Here is an 18,876-nt window from a genome sequence, read left to right as displayed (position 1 = left end):
GAAAGGACCCTTAGAAAGCTAACAAAAATGCCGAAATCGGCCGGGCTGCTCCTGAAAGATGGTGCAGCGCGGTCGATTTCGGCAATTCTCTTGCAAACAGTCGGAATTCGCTCCGGATCAGAACGGAGTTTCTGCCACTTTTTTAACCAGGAAGTCGCGGAAGACCGCGATGCGCTTGGAATGGCGCAATTCTTCGGCATAAACGAAGTACGCATCGACCTTCGGGCCGTCGACGTCGGGCAGGACGCGGGTCACGTCCTTGGAAAAGCTGTCGACCAGGAAATCGGGCAGTGCGCCGATGCCCAGCCCGCTCTCCACCGCGCGGTAGATGGCGTAGACGCTGTTGACCTGCAGGATCGGCTTCCGGTTGGGCGACGGATCGCCCATCTCCATGATCCAGTTGACGTTGGGAATCGGCGCCCGCACGTCGGGCGGATAGGTGATCAGGTCGTGGCTGTCCAGCTCGGCCAGCGTCTTGGGCGTCCCCTTCTTCTTCAGGTAGCTCTGGCTGGCATAGAGATGGAAGCGGATCGACATCAGGTGCCGCTGGATCAGGTCCGGCTGGCGCGGCGTGTTCATGCGGATGGCGATGTCCGCCTCCCGCATCGCCAGGTCCAGTTCGTTGTCGTCGATCAGCAGCGTCAGCTGGATGTCGGGGTAGATCGACATGAATTCGTTGATGCGCGGCGTCAGCCAGGTCGAGCCGAAGGCAACCGTCGTCGTCACCCGCAGCGGACCCTTGGGATGCTCCCGGCTTTCGGTCAGCATCGCCTCGGTCATCGACAGCTTGGCGAAGACATCGCGGGCGGTGCGGTGAAGCAACTCGCCCTGTTCGGTCAGGATCAGCCCGCGGGCGTGGCGGTGAAACAGCGGAACGCCCAGGCTTTCCTCGAGCGCGCTGATCTGGCGGCTGACCGCCGACTGGCTGAGGTTCAACGTCTCGCCGGCATGCGTGAAGCTGCCGGCTTCGGCCACCGCGTGGAAAACCCGCAGCTTGTCCCAATCCATCATGCTGTCCCGCCCCGGTGCGCAGCCGCCCGGAGCCTCCCGTTATCTTGAGGACGGCGCATGGCCGCCATGCATGTTTATAGCGGGAACGCGCCCGGAACGCACGCGCTACCAACCCTGACTCGCACGAAAATTAATCATGATCGCCGGAATTATTCTCATCCGAAGACTCAGCGATCCGGGGATATCCGCAGAAGGGATAGGGCTGTTGCCGATGCTCGGAAATGGCCGGCCGTCTGCTCGACCCAGTTTTGCTAATCCGCAGCATCGCTCAGGGCGGCTGCCTTGACCGATGCGCTGCGGGAATCGCTGTCGGTTTCGGCCGCCGCCGTCTTGCTGCCGGTGCCGATGTGCCCGCTGATCTCGTCGCCGGCATCGGCGGGCAGGCGCCAGAAGGGCAGGCTGGAGGCGCAGGCCAGCAGACCCACCGTCAGGAAGGCCGGAACGAAGGAGGCTGGGGTCAGCGCGCCGCCGTTCCACTGCACGGTCAGGTGCAGAGCGGTGGCGCCGACGGCGACGCCCAGGCTCAGCGACAGCTGCTGCATCACGCTGGCCAGCGTGTTGGCCCTGCTGGTCATCGACTGCGGCACCTCGGCGTAGCTCAGCGTGTTCATGCCGGTGAATTGCAGCGAGCGGAAGAAGCCGCCGAGCAGCAGCGCGCCCAGGATCACCAGATGCGGCGTGTCGGGCCGGAAGGCGCCATAGCTGATCAGGATCACACCGCTGACGACGGAATTCAGCCCCAGCACCAGGCGGAAGCCGAAGCGGCGCAGGATCGGGCCGGCCAGCGCCTTCATCGTCAGCGCCCCCGCCGCCCCGGCGAAGGTCAGGGCACCCGACTCGAAGGCGGTGAGGCCGAAGCCGATCTGCAGCATCACCGGCATCAGGAACGGCACGGCGCCGATGCCGATGCGGAACAGCGTGCCGCCCAGCACCGAGGCGCGGTAGGTCTGCAGCCGGAAAAGCGACGGGTCCAGCACCGGCCGCGCCACCCGGCGGGCGTGGCGGAGGTAAGCGAGCGTCGCCAGCAGCGCCGCCCCCAGCAGGCCCGCCACCGCATAGGCCGGCAGCAGGTCGCGCCCGACATTCTCGAAGCCGAACATGAAGGCGGCGAGAGCGATCGCGCTCCACAGGAAGCCGCGGGCGTCGAAAGGGTCGCGCTGCTCCTCCTTCAGGTTGGGGATCAGCGTCAGCACCAGGGCGATGCCGATCAGCCCGATCGGCACGTTGATGAAGAAGATCCAGCGCCAGGAGGCATAGGTGGTGATGGCGCCGCCCACCAGCGGCCCCAGCGCCGGGCCGATCAGCGCCGGCAGGGTCATCCGCGCCATGGCCGTCACCAGCTGGTCCCTGGGCACGGTGCGCAGCAGGATCAACCGCCCGACCGGCACCATCATCGCCCCGCCGATGCCCTGGACGATGCGGGCGGCGACCAGTTCCGCCAGCCCGTTCGACAGGCCGCAGGCGACCGAGCCCAGCGTGAAGACGGCGATGGCGCTGGCAAAGACGGTGCGGGCACCGTAGCGGTCCGCCGCCCAGCCGCTGACCGGCAGGAACACCGCCAGTGCCAGCATGTAGGAGGTCATCGCCAGACTGAGCCGCAGCGGATCCTCGCCCATCGACTGCGCGATCGACGGCAGGGCTGTTGCGATCACCGTCGCGTCGAGATTCTCCATGAACAGGGCGCAGGCGATGATCAGCGGGGTGACGCGCGACATGACGGACCGTCAGGCAGGAAGCGGAACCCTACGAATGTGAGGAGTTCCGCCGCCTTGACCACCGCGCAGGCGAAAGCCCTGCCATGCGTAAGCCGGTGATTGCCTTCGGGGTCAGTTGCCGGCGGACACGAAATCCACCGCCGCCTGGGTGTGCAGCCGGGTGGTGTCGAACACCGGGAAGCCCGGCAGGTCGGGCTGGTCGATCAGCAGGAAGATCTCGGTGCAGCCCAGGATCACGCCGCCGGCCCCCCGGCGGCGCAGATCCCCGATGATCCGCAGATAGTCCGCCTTGGAGTCGGGGCGCAGGTCGCGCCGGACCAGCTCGTCGAAGATGATGCGGTCGACGATTGTCTGGTCGGCGGCATCGGGCACCAGAAGCTCGACGCCGAAGCGGTCGCGGAACCGCTCCGCCAGCATGTCTGAGCGCATCGTCGCCGCGGTGCCGAGAAGGCCGACCCGCTTCAATCCGGCCTTCACGATCGCGTCGCCGGTGGGATCGGCGATGTGGATGAAGGGGATGGCGCGGCCGGCCATGATCGGCTCCACCACCCGGTGCATGGTGTTGGACACGCAGATGACCAGATCGGCACCGGCCCGTTCCAGCGCATCGACCTTGCCGGACAGGTAGCGCTCGGCGCCGGCCCAGTCGCCGGTGCGGACGAAATGCTCGATGTTGCCGAAATTCACGCTGACGATGACGATCTCGCCATTGTCCCAGCCGCCCAGCCGGGCGTTCAGCCCGTCATTCAGCAGCCGGTAATATTCGCCGGTGGCCTGATTGCTCATGCCGCCGAGCACGCCGATGGTCTTTTGCGGCAGAGGACGGCTGGTGGGACGGCTGGCGGAAGGGATCGTCATCGTGGTCGGGTTCCTCATGGACTCGTCCGAACTGGTCGGTGGAGCCATAGCATGTCAGCGCCCGGTGAACACCGGCTTCCGCTTCTCCAGGAAGGCGCGGTAGCCCTCGCGGAAGTCTTGCGTGCCGAAGCAACGATAGCATTCGGCGATCTCGGCCTCGGTCAGCGGCGCCGGGTCCGACAGGCGGCGGACAGTGCGCTTGTGCAGGGTCGCGGCCAGCGGCGCGCCGGCGGCGACGCGCTGGACGGTGGCGGCGACCTCCGCCTCGAACGCCTCGTTGGCGACAACCCGGTGGACGAGGCTCTTGTCCTTGGCCTCCGCCGCATCGAAGACGCGGCCTTCCAGCAGGATCTCCAGCGCCGCCGGGCCGCCGGCCACGTCGGCGACCAGCTTCAGCTCCGTCGGTCCCATGGAAATGCCGAGCCGGCTGACCGGCACGCCGAAGCGGCTGCTCTCCGAACAGACCCTGAGATCGCAGGCCAGCGCCACCGCCAGACCGATGCCGCAGCAGGGGCCGTCGATGGCGGCCAGCACCGGGTGGCGCAAACGCCGCAGCCCATCCAGCCCCTCGTCCATCAGGTCGCCGTAGCCGGCCCCCTGTTCAGGGCTGTTGCGCTCGCTCTCGAACTCCGAAATGTCGGCGCCGGGGGAGAAGCTGCGGGCCCCGTTGGAGCCGGGGCCGCCGCGCATCACCACGACGCGGGTCCGGTCGTCGGCCTCCAGGGTCGCCAGATGGCCGAGCAGGGCGTGCCACATCGGCTTGTCGAAGGCATTCAGCCTGTCAGGGTTGGACAGGGTCAGGGTCGCGACGACGCCATCGCGGGTCAGGGTGATGGTGCCGGCCATGCCGCAGTCTCCATCCGTTGCCGTATGGCCGCACACCATACCGTCATGCCGGGACGACGCAAGGCACCCGGTGCCGCAGCGCGGCAAGATACCCGATGCCGCAGCGCGGCAAGGCCGGTCGAGGCGCCGGCAAAAAAATTATGTGGCCGTGAATTTTCCTCTTGCGGCGGAGGCCGTGTTTCCGTAGAAAGCGGCTCCCGGACGACGGGAGCGCGGGCGTAGCTCAGGGGTAGAGCACAACCTTGCCAAGGTTGGGGTCGAGGGTTCGAATCCCTTCGCCCGCTCCAGTTCTCCGGTAAAGCGAAGACCTAAGGGCCGGGCGGCAACGCACCGGCCCTTCGCTTTTTCCGGTCCGGCCTTTTCCTTTCCGCAGCCTGGAAACGCGCTGTTTGGAAACACCGGGCATCCCGTATCGACACTGGCCGTCCGGCGCGCTAGATCCATATCCATGACCGACACTTCCCTCGCCGCCCGCGGCGTTGCGCTCGACTTGCTGCGCGACGTGCTGCGCAAGTCCGTTCCCTTCGACGACGCGTTCGACGCGCATCCCGAACTGGCGGCGCTGCAGCCGCGCGACCGCGGCTTCGTCCGCCTGCTGGTCGCCACCGTCCTGCGCCGCCTTGGCCAGATCGACGAGATGATCCAGGCCAGCCTCGCCAAGCCGGGCCTGCCCAAGGCCGCCATCCACGACATGCTGCGGCTGGGCACGGCGCAGCTGGTGTTCCTGAACACCCCCGCCCATGCCGCGGTCGACACCGCGGTGGAGTTGGCGGCGGCACGCAACGCCGCTCCCTACAAGGGGCTGATCAATGCCGTGCTGCGCCGCATCGGGCGCGAGGGGGCGGAGATGGCGGCGCGGCAGGATGCCGGGCGGCTGAACACGCCGGACTGGCTGTGGCTGTCCTGGCGCTCCGCCTACGGCACCGCCCGCACCCGCGGCATCGTCGAGGCGCACCTGCACGAGGCGCCGCTGGACATCACGGTGAAGTCCGACCCGGAGGGCTGGGCCGAGCGGCTGGGCGCCACCCTGCTGCCGACCGGATCGCTGCGCCGTCCGCCCGGCGGGTCGGTGATCGAACTTCCGGGCTTCGAGGATGGGGAATGGTGGGTGCAGGACCTTGCCGCCTCGCTGCCGGCCAAGCTGTTCGGCGATCTGCGGGCCAAGCGGGTGTTCGACCTGTGCGCCGCCCCCGGCGGCAAGACGGCGCAGCTGGTGGTGCAGGGCGCGCAGGTCACCGCCATCGACCGCTCGGCCCGCCGGTTGGAACGGGTGACGGAGAATCTGAAGCGCCTGCGTCTTGAGGCCGAGGTGCTGGCCGCCGATGCCGCGACCTGGGAGCCGGAGGAGCCGGCCGACGCCGTGCTGCTCGATGCGCCCTGTTCGGCGACCGGGGCGATCCGGCGCCATCCCGACATCCTGCGCGTCAAGTCGCCCGATGACATCGCCAAGCTGGCCCGCGCCCAGGCGCGGCTGCTCGCCCGCTCGGTCGAGCTGGTCAAGCCCGGCGGCACGCTGGTCTACTGCACCTGCTCCATCCAGCCGGAGGAGGGGGAGGCGCAGGTCGCCCGCCTGCTGGAGCAGGACAGGCGGGTGGAGCGCTGGCCGGTCACCGCCGAGGAACTGGGCGGCCTGTCGGAGCCGATCAACGAGGCCGGCGAGGTCCGCAGCCTTCCGGGGATGCTGGCCGATCTCGGCGGGATCGACGGCTTCTTCGTCGCGCGGCTGCGCCGCCGACCGGATTAATGGTGCCCGGACTGGTGGCGCCCGGACTGGTGGCGCGGGGACCAAGGCCCTATCCGTTCCGCAGCGAGGGATAAATCCCAGGCCCGTCTTGCGGTGCGGACGGCGAATTGATACGACACGACCCATGCTTTCGTCCGTGTTCTCCCGCACCGCATCATCACCCTCCGCCGGCTGCCGACGCCGCTCGCGGTCCTGAAGGAGTCGGCGCTGATGGGCGACGGGAACGGACGGTTTCGCAGCGGCATGGCACGCCTTGCCTATGGGAATCCCCTCTACGCCCTGATGCTGGGGGGCAAGGCGCCGGGGGCGCTGGCGGTGGTCCCGCCCGATCCCTGGCCGGGCGATACCGGCAATGGCACCGCCATGCTGGCCGGCCGCATGGGCTTCGCCGGCCAAGCGGTCATGGTCGATCCCAACGGTGCGCCCAACTGGCGGCCCCAGGGCGCCAGCCCGGGCTGGCTGCGCACGGCCCACGGCTTCGAATGGCTGCGCGACCTGCGGGCGGTCGGCGGCGATACGGCGCGGCGCCGGGCGCGGGTGCTGGTGTGGTCGTGGCTGGACCAGAATGGCGGCTGGCACGCCCAAAGCTGGGCGCCCGACGTGCTGGGCACGCGGCTGGCCAGCTGGATCGGCCTGCATGACTTCTACTGTGCCTCCGCCGATGACGAGTTCCGCGCCCGGGTCTTCGAGAGCATGGCACGCCAGCTGCGCCATCTGCTGCGGGTGGCGCCGGCCAAGCTGGACGGCGAACGGCTGATCGGCGCGATCAAGGGCTTGCTCTATGGCGGCTATTGCCTGCCCGACCAGGACAAGGCGGCGCGGGAGGGGTTGCGCCTGCTCGACAAGGAGCTGCCCCGTCAAATCCTGCCCGACGGCGGCCATGTCGAGCGCAACCCGTCGATCCAGATGCGGGTGCTGCGCGATCTGATCGACATGCGCGCCGTTCTGCGCGTCGCCAAGGAGGAGGTGCCGGAAAGCCTCCAGCACGCCATCGACCGCATGACGCCGGCCTTGCGTTTCTTTCGCCATGTCGATGGCGGGCTCGCCCTGTTCAACGGCGGGCGGGAGGAGGAGCCGGCGCTGATCGACACGGTTCTGGCCCAGGCCGACGCCCGCGGCCGTCCGCTGAAAAGCGCGCCGCACACCGGGTTCGAGCGGCTGCTCGCCGGCCGCACGCTGGTGCTGCTCGACACCGGTGCGCCGCCGCCGGCCGGGCTGGACCGCACCGCCCATGCCGGCACCCTGTCGATGGAGGTCTCCGTCAACAAGGAGCGGCTGATCGTCAATTGCGGCAGCCACCCGTCGCAGCGCGGTCCCTGGCGCGCGGCGCTGGCCGGGACATCGGCGCATTCGACCATGGTGGTCGCCGACACCAACTCGTCGGAAGTGCTGGAGAAGGGCGGGCTGGGCCGGCGGCCGACGAATGTCAGCTGCGAAAGGCAGGAATCGGACGGCGCCATGCTGGTGGTCGCCAGCCACAACGGCTACAGCAAGGGCTTCGGCCTGCTGCACCGCCGCCGCGTCTATCTGGCCGACAATGGCGAGGACCTGCGCGGCGAGGACACGCTGGAGCCGGTGATCGGCGCCACGCCGCAGCCGCAGCCCTACGCCATCCGCTTCCACCTGCATCCGAACGTCGAGGTCATCCCGGTCCAGGGGCAGGGCGATGGCCGCAGCGACCAGGTGCTTCTGCGCCTGCCCAGCGGCAATGCCTGGCGTATGCGGGTGACCGGCGCCGTGCTGGAGGTGGCGGAGAGCGTCTATCTCGGCAGCGGGGACGAACCGCGCCGCACCCGGCAGATCATGATGCAGGGACAATGCGGACCCGAGGGGCTGACCGTGAAATGGGCCTTGCGCCGCGAGCGCAAGGCGGCGTAAATCGCGCCCATCCGCGGTGGCCGGGCCTGTTTCCTTCGGGGGAGGGCGTGGAAACACGGATGAACACGGGATTTTGGGCACGGACGACCACGGGACTCGTCTTGCCGTGCTTATCCATGTCCGTCCGCGCCGGCATCTTGCGGGCGGGCGGGCGGGGATAAGCACGGTTGAACGGCATTTCCGTGGCCGTCCGTGCTTTTCTTCTTCCGTGCTTGTCCGGGTCTCCCCGGTTGCTCGCGGCTAAACGCACCACCCGCAGCGATCAGGATGACGCCATGAGCCCGCCCAAAGCCAACCACGCCCCCGCTCCCGACAAGGTCCGCATCGCCCGCGCCCTGATTTCCGTGTCCGACAAGGCCGGTCTGGTCGAGCTGGGCAAGGCGCTCGCCGCCCGCGGTGTCGAGATCCTGTCGACCGGCGGCTCGGCCCAGCGTCTGGCCGAGGCCGGCGTTCCGGTGAAGGAGGTCTCCGACCACACCGGCTTCCCGGAGATCATGGACGGCCGCGTCAAGACTCTGCATCCGCGCGTGCATGGCGGCATCCTGGCCCGCCGCGACATCCATGCCGACGCGATGGCCCAGCACGACATCCCCGGCATCGATCTGGTGGTGGTCAACCTCTATCCGTTTGAGGCGACGGTCGCCAAGGGCGCGGCCTATGACGACTGCGTCGAGAACATCGACATCGGCGGGCCGGCGATGATCCGCGCCGCCGCCAAGAACCACGACTTCGTCGCCATCGTCACCGAGCCGTCCGATTACGAGGCGGTGATGGACGAACTGGCGACCCATGACGGCTGCGTCACCCTGGCCCTGCGCCGCAAGCTGGCCCAGCGCGCCTATGCCCGCACCGCCGCCTATGACGCCGCCATCTCCACCTGGCTGGCCGGCCAGCTGGGCGAGACCTTCCCGCCGCGCACCACCCTGTCGGGCGCGCTGGCCCAGACCCTGCGCTATGGCGAGAACCCGCACCAGCAGGCGGCCTTCTACGTCACCGGCGAGAAGCGTCCGGGCGTCGCCACCGCCGTGCAGCTTCAGGGCAAGGAGCTGTCCTACAACAACCTGAACGACACCGACGCCGCCTTCGAGCTGGTCGCCGAGTTCGAGCAGCCGGCCGTCGCCATCATCAAGCACGCCAACCCCTGCGGCGTGGCGCAAGGGTCCAACCTGCTGGAGGCCTACAAGTCGGCCCTGCTGTGCGATCCGGTCAGCGCCTTCGGCGGCATCATCGCCGTCAACCGCAGCCTGGACGCCGAGACGGCCGAGGAGATCTCCAAGCTGTTCGCCGAGGTGGTGATCGCCCCGGACGCCGACGAGGCCGCCCGCGCGCTGCTGGCGACCAAGAAGAACCTGCGCGTGCTGCTGACCAAGGACGTGCCGAACCCGGCCGAGCCCGGCATGATGATCAAGCAGCTGTCCGGCGGGTTCCTGCTGCAGAACCGCGACAACGGCCGCATCAGCCCGGCCGAGCTGAAGGTCGTCACCAAGCGGGCGCCGACCGAACAGGAACTGGCCGACCTGCTCTTCGCCTTCCGCGTCGCCAAGCACGTCAAGTCGAACGCCATCGTCTATGCCAAGAACGGCGCCACGGTGGGCGTCGGCGCCGGCCAGATGAGCCGCGTCGATTCGGCCCGCATCGCCGCCATCAAGTCGGCTGAAGCCGCCAAGGCCGCCGGGCTGCCGGAGGCGCTGACCAAGGGTTCGGTGGTTGCGTCCGACGCCTTCTTCCCCTTCGCGGACGGCCTGCTGGCCGCGGCGGAAGCGGGTGTGACGGCGGTGATCCAGCCGGGCGGCTCGATCCGCGACAACGACGTCATCGCCGCCGCGGACGAGAAGGGGCTGGCGATGGTGCTGACCGGAATGCGGCATTTCCGGCATTGAGCATGGTGGGGGGCGCTTAGTTTTTGCCCCCTCCCTAACCCTCCCCCGCTGCGCGGGAGAGGGGACTGCCGCCGCTTTGCATTTTCGTTACGCTCACAAGCATCCTACCCTCTCTCCCGCGAAGCGGGGGAGGGATGGGGAGGGGGCAGTAAGTCTCACGCCTCCGCCAGCAGGTCGTCGGAATCCTCGACCCGCTTCAGCATCGACTGCCGCAGCTTCAGCAGCGCCCGATGCTCCAGCTGGCGCACGCGCTCCTTGCTGACGCCCAGCTCGCGGCCGAGCTCCTCCAGCGTGGCGCCTTCCTCGCGCAGGCGGCGTTCGCGGATGATGGTGCGTTCCCGCGGGCTCAGTTCGCCGAGCGCCTCCGCCAGCCATTGCGAGCGCGTGTTGGCGTCGCGCATGCCGATCACGACGTCCTCGGGCGAGGGGCGCTGGTCGGCCAGGAAATCCTGCCAGTCGTCGTCGGAGCCGTCGGCGACCGGCGTGTTCAGCGACTGGTCGGCTCCGGACAGGCGCATCTCCATCGCCTCGACCTCCGAAACCTCGACCTTCAGTTCGCCGGCGATCCACTCGCGGCCTTCCCTGGTCAGCGGCGCGCCGCTGCCATTCTGGGTGGCGCTGTCGATCTTGGCGCGCAGGCGGCGCAGGTTGAAGAACAGCGATTTCTGCGCAGCGGTGGTGCCGGTCCGCACGATCGACCAGTTGCGCAGGATATAGTCCTGCATGGCCGAGCGGATCCACCAGGCGGCGTAGGTGGAGAAACGCACCTCGCGGTCGGGCTCGAAGCGGCTGGCCGCCTGCATCAGGCCGACATTGCCCTCCTGGACGAGATCGCCCATCGGCAGGCCGTAATTGCGGAAGCGCGACGCGGTGGCCACCACCAGACGGGTGTAGGCCCGGACCAGCTGATGCAGGGCGCGTTCGTCGTTGCCCTCGCGCCATTTTCGGGCGAGGTCGAATTCATGGTCGCGCGACAGCAACGGTTCGCGCATGGATGCCTTGATGAAGCTCAGATTGGCACGCTGAGTCTCCGGATCGTCGATGTAAGCCATCCGTCCCTTCCTTCCCGTCTGGGCGGCATCGTGTTCCTTCGCATATCCCCGCACTATCGGGTCTTCGCCGCTTTGCCGCCTGCCCCCGGTCGATGCCGTCGGGTTGGACAACAAGCATGAGCGCGCCCTGTTGCGGAATCATACGCAGGTGCAGGGACAGCGGATCACAAAGGATGGACGATTTTTGCCGGAGGCCTATTCCATGGCAGTCCGGAGGATGATGGGGGTGCTGCACGGGGACAGGTCGGATGGGCGGAAGGTCTGGGCTGGACCCAAGTGTGGGTCACACCTGGAAAAGGTCCAGCATTTCGCCGAAAGAATCGAAGCAGGCGCAGACGAGGTGCCCACCACGGCCGCAGCCGCCGTCCAGCGTCACCGTCACCGGTCCGACATCCACGCTGGGGTCCTCGGGGGACCAGAGAGGGTTGTGGCCGCGCACGAGGCGGCGGAATCCGCCATAGGGCCGGTCCAGCCGGGCGAAGGCGCCGCCGCCCCACCAGAAGGCATCGCCCTGGCCGGTCAGCGGACGCCGCGGGTCGATGCCGGCGCTGACCAGAAGCAGACTGCCGTCCCGGTTGCCGGCGCCGGGAGTGCCGTCATCCGCCCCGTCGCCGGCCGGGCTTCCAATCGGGCTTCCGACTTGGCCGCCGGTGTAGGCGGCGCGGCGCAGGGCGTTGAACAGCGCCTCATGTCCGGGATGGGCAGCCATCGACTGGCGCAGTTCGCGCGTCCAGCGGCCGAGCATCACGGCGCCGCCGCGTGCCGCCGCCATGCCCGCCTCCAGGTTGCCGCCATAGGCCGCCAGCGTCGGGGCCACGCCCTGGCGCAGCATCCAGTCCAGGACGGCGCGGGGATCGGGGGCGAAGTGGAGTTGCTGCAACTTCTGCCACATCTCCTCCTGCTGGCCGCGGAGATAGACGATGTCCGACGCGATCATGCCGGGCATCGCCAGCAGCGCGATGCGGAAGGCCAGCAACCGGTCGATGGTCTCCACCACCCGGTCGCCGAAGCCGATCATGTTGCCGAGATAAACCAGCCGGTCGCCGGGGCGGAAGCGCTGGGCGATGGCATGGTGGATCACATCCAGCCGGTCGGGCTGGGCATGGATCGCGCCGACGGCCCAGACGCGGCGTGGACGGCCGAGCGACGCGAAGCGGCTGTCGTCCTCGACGGCGGCGACGATGGTCCCGGCATGGCGGGCGGGATGACCAAGGCGCGGCGGCAGACCCAAACTCGATCCCCTTCGACGTCGTTCGCGAAGCCGCCATCAGCGGCCCGTCCGGCGGTGCCGGCAGACGCCGGTCCGGAAGGCGGCGGGGAGTTTAGGCGTGTCATGCCGCCGAAACAAAGGTGAAAAAACGAGACGGGCGCGCGGCTTGAGGTAGCAGCCGCGCGCCCGTTCGTGTCACGGACGGATTTTTGGGACGTGTCCCGGCCCGGCGTCAGGCCGCCTTGGACAGCACCGACTCCAGACGCTCCGTCGCCTTGGTCTCGTCGATCTTCTCGACGGCGGCCAGTTCGCGGGCCAGACGCTCCAGGGCGGCCTGATAGATCTGGCGCTCGCTGTAGGACTGGTCGGACTGGTCGGCGCCGCGGTACAGGTCGCGCACCACCTCGGCGATGGACACCGGGTCGCCGGAGTTGATCTTGGCCTCATACTCCTGGGCGCGGCGGCTCCACATCGTGCGGCGGACGCGCGAACGGCCCTGCAGGGTCTCCAGCGCGACCTTGATGCGGTCCTTGGAGGACAGGCGGCGCAGGCCGGCGTTGCGGGCCTTGGTGACGGGAACCTTGAGCGTCATGCGCTCTTTCTCGAACGTGATCGCGTAGAGTTGAACCTCGAGTCCGGCGATGCTGTGGGTCTCGATCCCTTCGACCCGACCGACGCCATGAGCCGGATAAACGACGAAGTCACCGGCTTCGAAGTCAAGCTTGTTCGACATTTGGATTGGCTCTCACTTCTCGCGATCACGCCATTTTGCCGCCCCGGTGGAAGGGACGAAAAAGGACCCCGGACAGTTATGGCGCCGTGGGGATGGGGCCCATCCACGACGATCACAAAAGCCACAGGTCCTTGAGCGAAGGAAAAACCGGCAATGGCGCGTAGGCCGGCTCCGGGCGCGTATTATAGCGATGTTACGCCCGAGTTACAAAGGGAACGCGCAATCACCCGGGCGGAAATCGTCATCGCCCGGCCATGGCCGACCCGTCGATTTTGCATGGCAACATCAACGGGCGCAATCGGTTGATGCGGCCCGACTCGGAAGAGTCGCGGCTGTTCCCCCTTGGGGATGCCCGGCGGGCCGGGCCGCATCCGCTGGTTCGGTCTCAGCCCGCCTTGGGGGAGAAGAACTTCTCGAACTTGCCGTCCACGCCCTTGAACTCGTCGGCATCCGCCGGCGCGTCCTTCTTGCGGGTGATGTTCGGCCATTGGCCCGAATAGTCGCGGTTCAGCTCCAGCCACTTGGTCGCGCGGTCGTCGGTGTCGGGGACGATCGCCTCGGCCGGGCATTCCGGCTCGCACACGCCGCAGTCGATGCACTCGTCGGGGTGGATGACCAGCATGTTCTCACCCTCGTAGAAGCAATCCACGGGGCAGACTTCGACGCAGTCGGTGTACTTGCACTTGATGCAGCCGTCGGTGACGACGTAGGGCATGATCTCTTCTCCGCTGTTCCGGCCCGCGGTGTCGGCCGCGCGTCGCTGTTCCGGTATCGCCCATCAGGGCGATCGAAGCCGTTTCCAAATGGCCGCGCGCGTGGCACCGGGCCGGATGGCCAACCCGCGCCTGCCTAGCACGCCGCCGACAAGCCGTTCAACCCTGCGCGTGATGTGGGTGACCCTGTCGCAGCTTTTGCCGGGGCGCCGTCCGATACCGCCGCCAGGAAGGCGCGCAGGCTGCCCGTCTCGATGGCGTCGGCGCGGCGGACGAACTGCGTGGGCATCCGGGCCAGCGCGTCGGGCAACGGCCGGGCCGCCAGCAACTCGCGCCAGGGATCGCGCTCCACCACCGACCGCGGCATCACCGTCACCCCCATGCCGGCGCCGACGCAGCCCAGGATGGCGTCGAGCGCGCCGAACTCCATGATGCGGAAGGGCACGCGCCCGGCCTCGCGCATCGCCATCTCGGCCCGGCCGCGATAGGCGCAGGCGCGGCCGAAGACGATCAGGGTGCGCCGCGCGCTGTCGGTGGTCAGGCCGGCGGCGGGTTCGGCCAGAACCAGCTCCTCGTCGAAGATGCGCCGCGCGGTCAAGTCGGGGTGCTCCACCTCGCCGCCGACGAAGGCCCCGTCCAGCCGCCCGGCAAGCACCTCGGCCAGCAGGGTCTCGGTCGGGCCGGGGGCGATGGTCAGCTCCACGTCGGGATGGTCGCGGTGGAAGCGGGCCAGGATCGGCGGCAAGCGCACCGCGGCGGTCGATTCCATGCTGCCCACCGCCAGCCGCCCGCCGCGCCCGGCGGCTTCCGCCACCGCGTCGCGGGCCTGGGCGACCAGCCGCAGCACCCGGTCGGCATAGCCGGCCAGCACCCGCCCGGCCGGCGTCGGCTCCATCCCGCGGCTGAGCCGCAGGAACAGATCGACGCCCAAATCCTCCTCCAGCCGCTTGACCCGCGCGGTGACGTTGGACTGCACGCAGTTCAGCGCCTCTGCCGCCCGGCTGACGCTGCCGGTATCGGCCACCGCCTTCACCACCCGCAAACCGGCGAGATCCATCGCGACGCCTCCTGCCCGCTGCCGCCATGCCCCAGTCCAACGCATGGCACCCATCACTCGAAGTGGAGCTTAGCATCAGAACAATTCATTGGAAATGAGGGTGATGCCGCAGCCATGATGAGCGATCGAATCAATCGCCCGGCCGAACTGTTCGCATCCGCCGAGCGGTTTCCGTCACATGAGCCGGCCGAAAAGCGAGAGGGCGTGGATCATGGTTCGGGTGCTGGTCGGCGGCGTGATCGGGCTTGCCATCGCGATGGGGGTTGCGCGCTTCGCCTTCACCCCGATCCTGCCGGCGATGCAGGCGGCCACCGGGCTGGGGGCCGACGGCGCCGGACTGCTCGCCTCGCTGAACTATCTGGGATATTTCGTCGGCGCGCTGGGGATGGGGCTCGTGCCGCACGGCGCCTTGCGCACCGCCGTGTTCCGGCTGTCGCTGCTGCTCAGCATCGTCACCACCGCGGCGATGGGGCTCGACCTGGGCGACGCCGGGCAGGCGATGCCGGTCTGGCTGGTCCTGCGCTTCCTCTCGGGGGTGTCGAGCGCCGGCATCTTCATCCTGGGCGTCGCCATGGTGCTGGACACGCTGGCGCGCCAGGGCGGGGAACGCTTCGCCGGCTGGCTCTACACCGGGGTCGGGCTCGGCATCGCGTCGTCGGGGCTGTTCGTGGCGCTGTTCGGCGGGCGGTTGGGCTGGGGCGGCGACTGGCTGGCTCTGGCGGCGATCTGCGCGGTGCTGGGGCTGCTGCCCGGCCTCTGGGTGCGCGATCCGCTGCCGCAGCCGCAAGCCGCCGCTGCCGGGATGGCGGGGAGCGGCACCGCGGCGCGGGCGGGCGGCCTGTCGGCGCCGCTTCTGCTGCTGACGCTGGCCTATTTCCTGGAGGGCGGCGGCTACATCGTGTCGGCCACCTTCCTGGTGTCGATCCTGAAGACCGATCCCGGCACCGCCGCGGTGGGGGAGGCCGCCTGGATGGTGGCCGGGCTGGGGGCGATCGGTGCCGGGGTGTTCTGGGCCGCGGTCGCCCGGCGGACCGGCAGCTGGTGGTCGCTGATCCTGGCGCACCTGACGCAGGCGGTCGCCATCCTGCTGCCGATGACCGGTTCGCCGACGGTCGCCGTCATCTCCGCCCTGCTGTTCGGCGGCACCTTCATCGGCATCGTGTCGCAGGCCTTCGCGCTGGGTCGGCAGCTGTCGGCCGGCGCATCGGCCAAGGTGGTGGGGGCGCTGACCGCCGCTTACGGGCTGGGCCAGATCATCGGTCCGCTGCCGGCCGGGCTGGTGGTGACGCACACCGGCAGCTTCAATGCCGCGCTGCTGGGGGCCGCCGCCGCCGTGCTGCTCGGCGCGCTGCTGCTGGCGGCGGGCATGGTGATCGCCGGGCGGCGGTCGCCGGCCGCGTCGGCGCTGGCAACCCCCAATGCCCGACCTAATAATTCGTAAGTATTCGTAAGGTTGGCCTGCGACAATCGGCGCAGCCGCCGCAGCATAACCGCTGTTCTCCCGGATCGTCTGCTTTGGATACAGTCTGGCGCACAACAACCAGACCGCGGGGGATTTCATGAAACGCAAGCTGGTTCCCGACGTCGTGAAGGCGCAGGAACTGATCCTGGTGCCGGAGGACACCTCCGTCGCCACCGTGTCGAAGATGATGGCCGACAAGAACATCGGTGCGGTGCTGGTGGTCAACCATGGCGCTCTGATCGGCATCGTCACCGAGCGCGACCTGAACAACAAGGTGCTGTCGAAGGATCTCGACCCGTCGGCGGTGGAGGTTGCGGCGGTGATGACCCGCAACCCGGACAGCCTGCCGCCCGATGCCGACGCGGTCGATGCGCTGAAGCTGATGCACGACAAGCATTACCGCCACCTGCCCATCACCCAGGGCAAGCGCGCGGTCGGCATCGTGTCGATCCGCGACCTGTTCAAGGTCGCCTACGAGCACATGATGGCCGAACGCGCCGAGGCGTAACGGGGGAAGGGGGCGCGCCGGGCAAGGCGCCCCCCCCGGCCCTCAATGCTTGGCGGTCGCCTTGCGCTTCGCCAGCAGGTTCAGCGCCTCCACCAGGGTGGAGAAGGCGATGGCGAAGTACAGGTAGCCCTTGGGGATGTGGAAGCCCAGACCGTCCGCCACCAGCGCCACACCGACCAGCAGCAGGAAGGACAGCGCCAGCATCTTCACCGTGACGTGGCGGTTGACGAAGTCGCCGACCGGGCCGGAGGCGAACAACATCACCGCCATGGCGATGACGACGGCCGCGACCATCACCGGCAGATGGTCGGACATGCCGACGGCGGTGATGACGCTGTCGAGCGAGAAGACGATGTCCAGGAACATGATCTGGACCACCACCGAGGTGAAGGTGGCGTGTTTCGGCGCCGTGCCCCCCTCCTCATGGCCTTCGACGGTGTGGTGGATTTCCAGCGTTCCCTTGGCCAGCAGGAACAGGCCGCCCAGCACCAGGATCAGGTCGCGCCCCGACACGTCCCATCCGGCGACCGTGAACAGCGGCTGGGTCAGCTGTGCCACCCAGGCGATGGAGGCGAGCAGTGCCAGGCGTGTCAGCAGCGCCAGCGCCAGACCGATCTGGCGGGCGCGCTGCTGCTGTTCGGGCGGCAGCTTCGACGCCATGATCGAGATGAAGATGATGTTGTCGATGCCCAGCACGATTTCCAACGCGGTCAACGTCAGAAGGCTGGCCCAGACATTCGGGTCTGCAAGCAGGTCGAGCATGAAGAAGCGGGGCTCCGGCGGTCGGTTGACGCAGTCAGGGGATCGGACGCCTGCAATGCAAGGCGCCAGCGTGACCGCGCGCAAATGATGTCGCCTCCCGCCACCTGCAAGAGGAGCGGGAGCGATTTGGCCGGAGGAATTCGGTCATGGCCGCTCCGGCAGAGATGGGATGCCGGGAAGCGGGTGCAAGAGGGCGGGTCGGGGGACGGATCAGGAGCCGAAGGCCCGGCGCCCCCAGGCCGCCGGATCCGTCCGGCCGGTCTCCGTCCGGCCGTTGTCTGCCCTGCCAGCCTCGATCCAGGGAGCCCAGGCGCGGCGGCGCACCGCCATCTGCAGGCGGCAATCCTGCGAGCAGTAGCGCGGCGCCGGGCCACGCGCGGACGTGCGGACGAACGGCCTGCCGCAGCAGGCGCAATAGAGGGTGGTCATGGGCGTTTCCTCCGAAACGGGCGGCCGTTTGCCGGCCTTGCCCCCGCGCCGCGGGATTGAACGTCCCCGCGGTCTTGCTGATGCGTTGGTTGTATTGTGTCCAGAGGTTGCAGGCGCGGCCAGCCTTCAAAAGGCATAAGCCGCGGGGGCGGATAGGATTCGGCGTAGAAAATCCGAGCAGAGGCAGTTGCTTACAGGATCGTGCGCGTCAATTCGCCGCGTCGTGCCCACCGGTGGCGGCAATGGCGTTTTTCACCTTCGGCGACTTTCGACGAAAGCCCGACAGGCCTATGCATTCCATTCGATCGGGCGCCCGGAAAGACAGGATGCGCTGCTATCGCAGCCCCGCACGCGCCGGCTGGAACCGGCTCTCGGGCTCGCCGTGCCGAGGCTTATGCGGTTGAGGTTATCGGCATGGATGTCCGGTCATGGTATTTGTTGGGGGCGCGAACTTTGCGTGCCGGGTGCGGAACCCGCGGGGGCGGGGGCGGGTTCTTCCCTTGCGGGCATTCGCGCGTCAGGCGCGGGAACCGACAGATCGGGGGGACTTGCGATGATCGACGCCATCCGCACACGCCGGCGCAACCTTGCCGAAGACCTCCCGCCGGGCGGTTCAGGCAGCAGCGTCCCCATCGATTTCCAGCGGCTGGAGCGGCTGCGCCGGCTGTCCCGGCTGATGGACAGCCGCTGGCGCATTCCCTTCACCCGCATCCCCATCGGTCTGGACGGAATCGCCAGCATCGTGCCGGTGGCGGGGGATACCGCGACCGCCGTGGTCTCGGCCTACATCATCATGGAAGCGGCCCGCTTCGACCTGCCCAGGGCGCTTCTGGCCCGCATGGCCTTCAACGTCGCGCTCGACTGGGCGGCGGGGTCGATCCCGGTGGTGGGGACCGTCTTCGACATCGCCTTCAAGGCCAACCGGGCCAATTTGAACCTGCTGCACGAGCATCTGGAGCAGCGTCTGGCCGCAGCCGCGGCGAAGCGCTGACAAGGACCGTTCCTGCGATCTTGACGT

The 18,876-nt window shown here is 68.5% G+C and carries 17 protein-coding genes and 1 tRNA gene; 7 read left to right on the top strand and 11 right to left on the bottom strand.

Going from position 1 to position 18,876, the window contains the following annotated elements; translation table 11 throughout:
• Window positions 1-117 precede the first annotated feature (117 nt).
• The 4 genes from A6A40_RS11030 to A6A40_RS11015 all read right to left on the bottom strand — a co-directional run bounded on the left by A6A40_RS11030 (window position 118) and on the right by A6A40_RS11015 (window position 4,430).
• The gene (locus A6A40_RS11030) at window positions 118-1,008 is read right to left on the bottom strand and encodes a LysR family transcriptional regulator (protein WP_063636235.1); all 891 of its coding nucleotides are present in this window, start codon (window positions 1,006-1,008) and stop codon (window positions 118-120) included.
• A gap of 254 nt (window positions 1,009-1,262) precedes the next feature.
• A complete protein-coding gene (locus A6A40_RS11025) occupies window positions 1,263-2,726 on the bottom strand; it encodes a DHA2 family efflux MFS transporter permease subunit (protein ID WP_063635439.1) in 1,464 nt (487 codons plus the stop codon).
• Window positions 2,727-2,837: 111 nt separating this feature from the next.
• On the bottom strand, window positions 2,838-3,584 hold the full coding sequence (locus A6A40_RS11020; protein WP_063635438.1) for an aspartate/glutamate racemase family protein: 747 nt from the start codon (window positions 3,582-3,584) through the stop codon (window positions 2,838-2,840).
• A gap of 54 nt (window positions 3,585-3,638) precedes the next feature.
• Window positions 3,639-4,430 (bottom strand): enoyl-CoA hydratase-related protein, encoded by a 792-nt coding sequence (locus tag A6A40_RS11015; RefSeq protein ID WP_063635437.1) that lies wholly within the window; start codon window positions 4,428-4,430, stop codon window positions 3,639-3,641.
• Between the two features lie 212 nt (window positions 4,431-4,642).
• Between A6A40_RS11015 and A6A40_RS11010 the strand changes: the two genes are divergently transcribed.
• From A6A40_RS11010 to purH, 4 genes are all read left to right on the top strand, one after another.
• Window positions 4,643-4,717: transfer RNA gene (locus A6A40_RS11010), tRNA-Gly, on the top strand.
• A 161-nt stretch (window positions 4,718-4,878) separates the two neighbouring features.
• Window positions 4,879-6,174 (top strand): RsmB/NOP family class I SAM-dependent RNA methyltransferase, encoded by a 1,296-nt coding sequence (locus A6A40_RS11005; RefSeq protein ID WP_063635436.1) that lies wholly within the window; start codon window positions 4,879-4,881, stop codon window positions 6,172-6,174.
• Window positions 6,175-6,384: 210 nt separating this feature from the next.
• Window positions 6,385-8,052, top strand: coding sequence for a heparinase II/III family protein (locus A6A40_RS11000; RefSeq protein WP_063635435.1), 1,668 nt, complete (start codon window positions 6,385-6,387; stop codon window positions 8,050-8,052).
• 275 nt (window positions 8,053-8,327) lie between these two features.
• A complete protein-coding gene (purH, locus tag A6A40_RS10995; RefSeq protein WP_063635434.1) occupies window positions 8,328-9,932 on the top strand; it encodes a bifunctional phosphoribosylaminoimidazolecarboxamide formyltransferase/IMP cyclohydrolase in 1,605 nt (534 codons plus the stop codon).
• A gap of 155 nt (window positions 9,933-10,087) precedes the next feature.
• On the opposite strand, the gene A6A40_RS10990 is transcribed toward purH, so the two are convergent.
• From A6A40_RS10990 to A6A40_RS10970, 5 genes are all read right to left on the bottom strand, one after another.
• Window positions 10,088-10,984, bottom strand: a complete 897-nt coding sequence (locus tag A6A40_RS10990) for an RNA polymerase factor sigma-32 (RefSeq protein ID WP_063635433.1) — start codon at window positions 10,982-10,984, stop codon at window positions 10,088-10,090.
• 283 nt (window positions 10,985-11,267) lie between these two features.
• Complete coding sequence (locus tag A6A40_RS10985) at window positions 11,268-12,215, bottom strand: hypothetical protein (protein ID WP_063635432.1); 948 nt, start codon at window positions 12,213-12,215, stop codon at window positions 11,268-11,270.
• 211 nt (window positions 12,216-12,426) lie between these two features.
• Entirely contained in the window at window positions 12,427-12,927 is a 501-nt protein-coding gene (locus A6A40_RS10980) for a CarD family transcriptional regulator (protein WP_014248912.1), read from the bottom strand.
• 385 nt (window positions 12,928-13,312) lie between these two features.
• The gene (gene fdxA / locus A6A40_RS10975; RefSeq protein WP_063635431.1) at window positions 13,313-13,642 is read right to left on the bottom strand and encodes a ferredoxin FdxA; all 330 of its coding nucleotides are present in this window, start codon (window positions 13,640-13,642) and stop codon (window positions 13,313-13,315) included.
• A 134-nt stretch (window positions 13,643-13,776) separates the two neighbouring features.
• The gene (locus tag A6A40_RS10970) at window positions 13,777-14,697 is read right to left on the bottom strand and encodes a LysR family transcriptional regulator (protein WP_063635430.1); all 921 of its coding nucleotides are present in this window, start codon (window positions 14,695-14,697) and stop codon (window positions 13,777-13,779) included.
• Between the two features lie 178 nt (window positions 14,698-14,875).
• Here A6A40_RS10970 and A6A40_RS10965 point away from each other — a divergent pair, with 178 nt between their 5' ends.
• Complete coding sequence (locus A6A40_RS10965) at window positions 14,876-16,138, top strand: YbfB/YjiJ family MFS transporter (RefSeq protein WP_236783641.1); 1,263 nt, start codon at window positions 14,876-14,878, stop codon at window positions 16,136-16,138.
• A 118-nt stretch (window positions 16,139-16,256) separates the two neighbouring features.
• Window positions 16,257-16,667 carry a CBS domain-containing protein gene (locus tag A6A40_RS10960; RefSeq protein ID WP_063635428.1) on the top strand — a complete coding sequence of 137 codons (411 nt, stop codon included), beginning with the start codon at window positions 16,257-16,259 and terminating at the stop codon, window positions 16,665-16,667.
• A 42-nt stretch (window positions 16,668-16,709) separates the two neighbouring features.
• On the opposite strand, the gene A6A40_RS10955 is transcribed toward A6A40_RS10960, so the two are convergent.
• Together A6A40_RS10955 and A6A40_RS10950 are read right to left on the bottom strand one after the other, a co-directional pair.
• Complete coding sequence (locus A6A40_RS10955; protein WP_063635427.1) at window positions 16,710-17,429, bottom strand: TerC family protein; 720 nt, start codon at window positions 17,427-17,429, stop codon at window positions 16,710-16,712.
• 210 nt (window positions 17,430-17,639) lie between these two features.
• Entirely contained in the window at window positions 17,640-17,858 is a 219-nt protein-coding gene (locus A6A40_RS10950; RefSeq protein ID WP_063635426.1) for a hypothetical protein, read from the bottom strand.
• A gap of 553 nt (window positions 17,859-18,411) precedes the next feature.
• Here A6A40_RS10950 and A6A40_RS10945 point away from each other — a divergent pair.
• Window positions 18,412-18,849 carry a DUF4112 domain-containing protein gene (locus A6A40_RS10945; RefSeq protein WP_082860783.1) on the top strand — a complete coding sequence of 146 codons (438 nt, stop codon included), beginning with the start codon at window positions 18,412-18,414 and terminating at the stop codon, window positions 18,847-18,849.
• Window positions 18,850-18,876: the final 27 nt, after the last annotated feature.

The organism is Azospirillum humicireducens, from assembly GCF_001639105.2.
Lineage (GTDB): Bacteria > Pseudomonadota > Alphaproteobacteria > Azospirillales > Azospirillaceae > Azospirillum > Azospirillum humicireducens.
This window is presented reverse-complemented; position numbering and strand designations above follow the sequence as displayed.

What these genes read in the sequence shown, in the direction of transcription:
- A6A40_RS11030 (WP_063636235.1), bottom strand. Translation starts at nt 1,008, where the DNA reads ATGGATTGGGACAAGCTGCGGGTTTTCCACGCGGTGGCCGAAGCCGGC.
- A6A40_RS11025 (WP_063635439.1), bottom strand. Translation starts at nt 2,726, where the DNA reads ATGTCGCGCGTCACCCCGCTGATCATCGCCTGCGCCCTGTTCATGGAG.
- A6A40_RS11020 (WP_063635438.1), bottom strand. Translation starts at nt 3,584, where the DNA reads ATGACGATCCCTTCCGCCAGCCGTCCCACCAGCCGTCCTCTGCCGCAA.
- A6A40_RS11015 (WP_063635437.1), bottom strand. Translation starts at nt 4,430, where the DNA reads ATGGCCGGCACCATCACCCTGACCCGCGATGGCGTCGTCGCGACCCTG.
- A6A40_RS11005 (WP_063635436.1), top strand. Translation starts at nt 4,879, where the DNA reads ATGACCGACACTTCCCTCGCCGCCCGCGGCGTTGCGCTCGACTTGCTG.
- A6A40_RS11000 (WP_063635435.1), top strand. Translation starts at nt 6,385, where the DNA reads ATGGGCGACGGGAACGGACGGTTTCGCAGCGGCATGGCACGCCTTGCC.
- purH (WP_063635434.1), top strand. Translation starts at nt 8,328, where the DNA reads ATGAGCCCGCCCAAAGCCAACCACGCCCCCGCTCCCGACAAGGTCCGC.
- A6A40_RS10990 (WP_063635433.1), bottom strand. Translation starts at nt 10,984, where the DNA reads ATGGCTTACATCGACGATCCGGAGACTCAGCGTGCCAATCTGAGCTTC.
- A6A40_RS10980 (WP_014248912.1), bottom strand. Translation starts at nt 12,927, where the DNA reads ATGTCGAACAAGCTTGACTTCGAAGCCGGTGACTTCGTCGTTTATCCG.
- fdxA (WP_063635431.1), bottom strand. Translation starts at nt 13,642, where the DNA reads ATGCCCTACGTCGTCACCGACGGCTGCATCAAGTGCAAGTACACCGAC.
- A6A40_RS10970 (WP_063635430.1), bottom strand. Translation starts at nt 14,697, where the DNA reads ATGGATCTCGCCGGTTTGCGGGTGGTGAAGGCGGTGGCCGATACCGGC.
- A6A40_RS10965 (WP_236783641.1), top strand. Translation starts at nt 14,876, where the DNA reads ATGAGCCGGCCGAAAAGCGAGAGGGCGTGGATCATGGTTCGGGTGCTG.
- A6A40_RS10960 (WP_063635428.1), top strand. Translation starts at nt 16,257, where the DNA reads ATGAAACGCAAGCTGGTTCCCGACGTCGTGAAGGCGCAGGAACTGATC.
- A6A40_RS10955 (WP_063635427.1), bottom strand. Translation starts at nt 17,429, where the DNA reads ATGCTCGACCTGCTTGCAGACCCGAATGTCTGGGCCAGCCTTCTGACG.
- A6A40_RS10950 (WP_063635426.1), bottom strand. Translation starts at nt 17,858, where the DNA reads ATGACCACCCTCTATTGCGCCTGCTGCGGCAGGCCGTTCGTCCGCACG.
- A6A40_RS10945 (WP_082860783.1), top strand. Translation starts at nt 18,412, where the DNA reads ATGATCGACGCCATCCGCACACGCCGGCGCAACCTTGCCGAAGACCTC.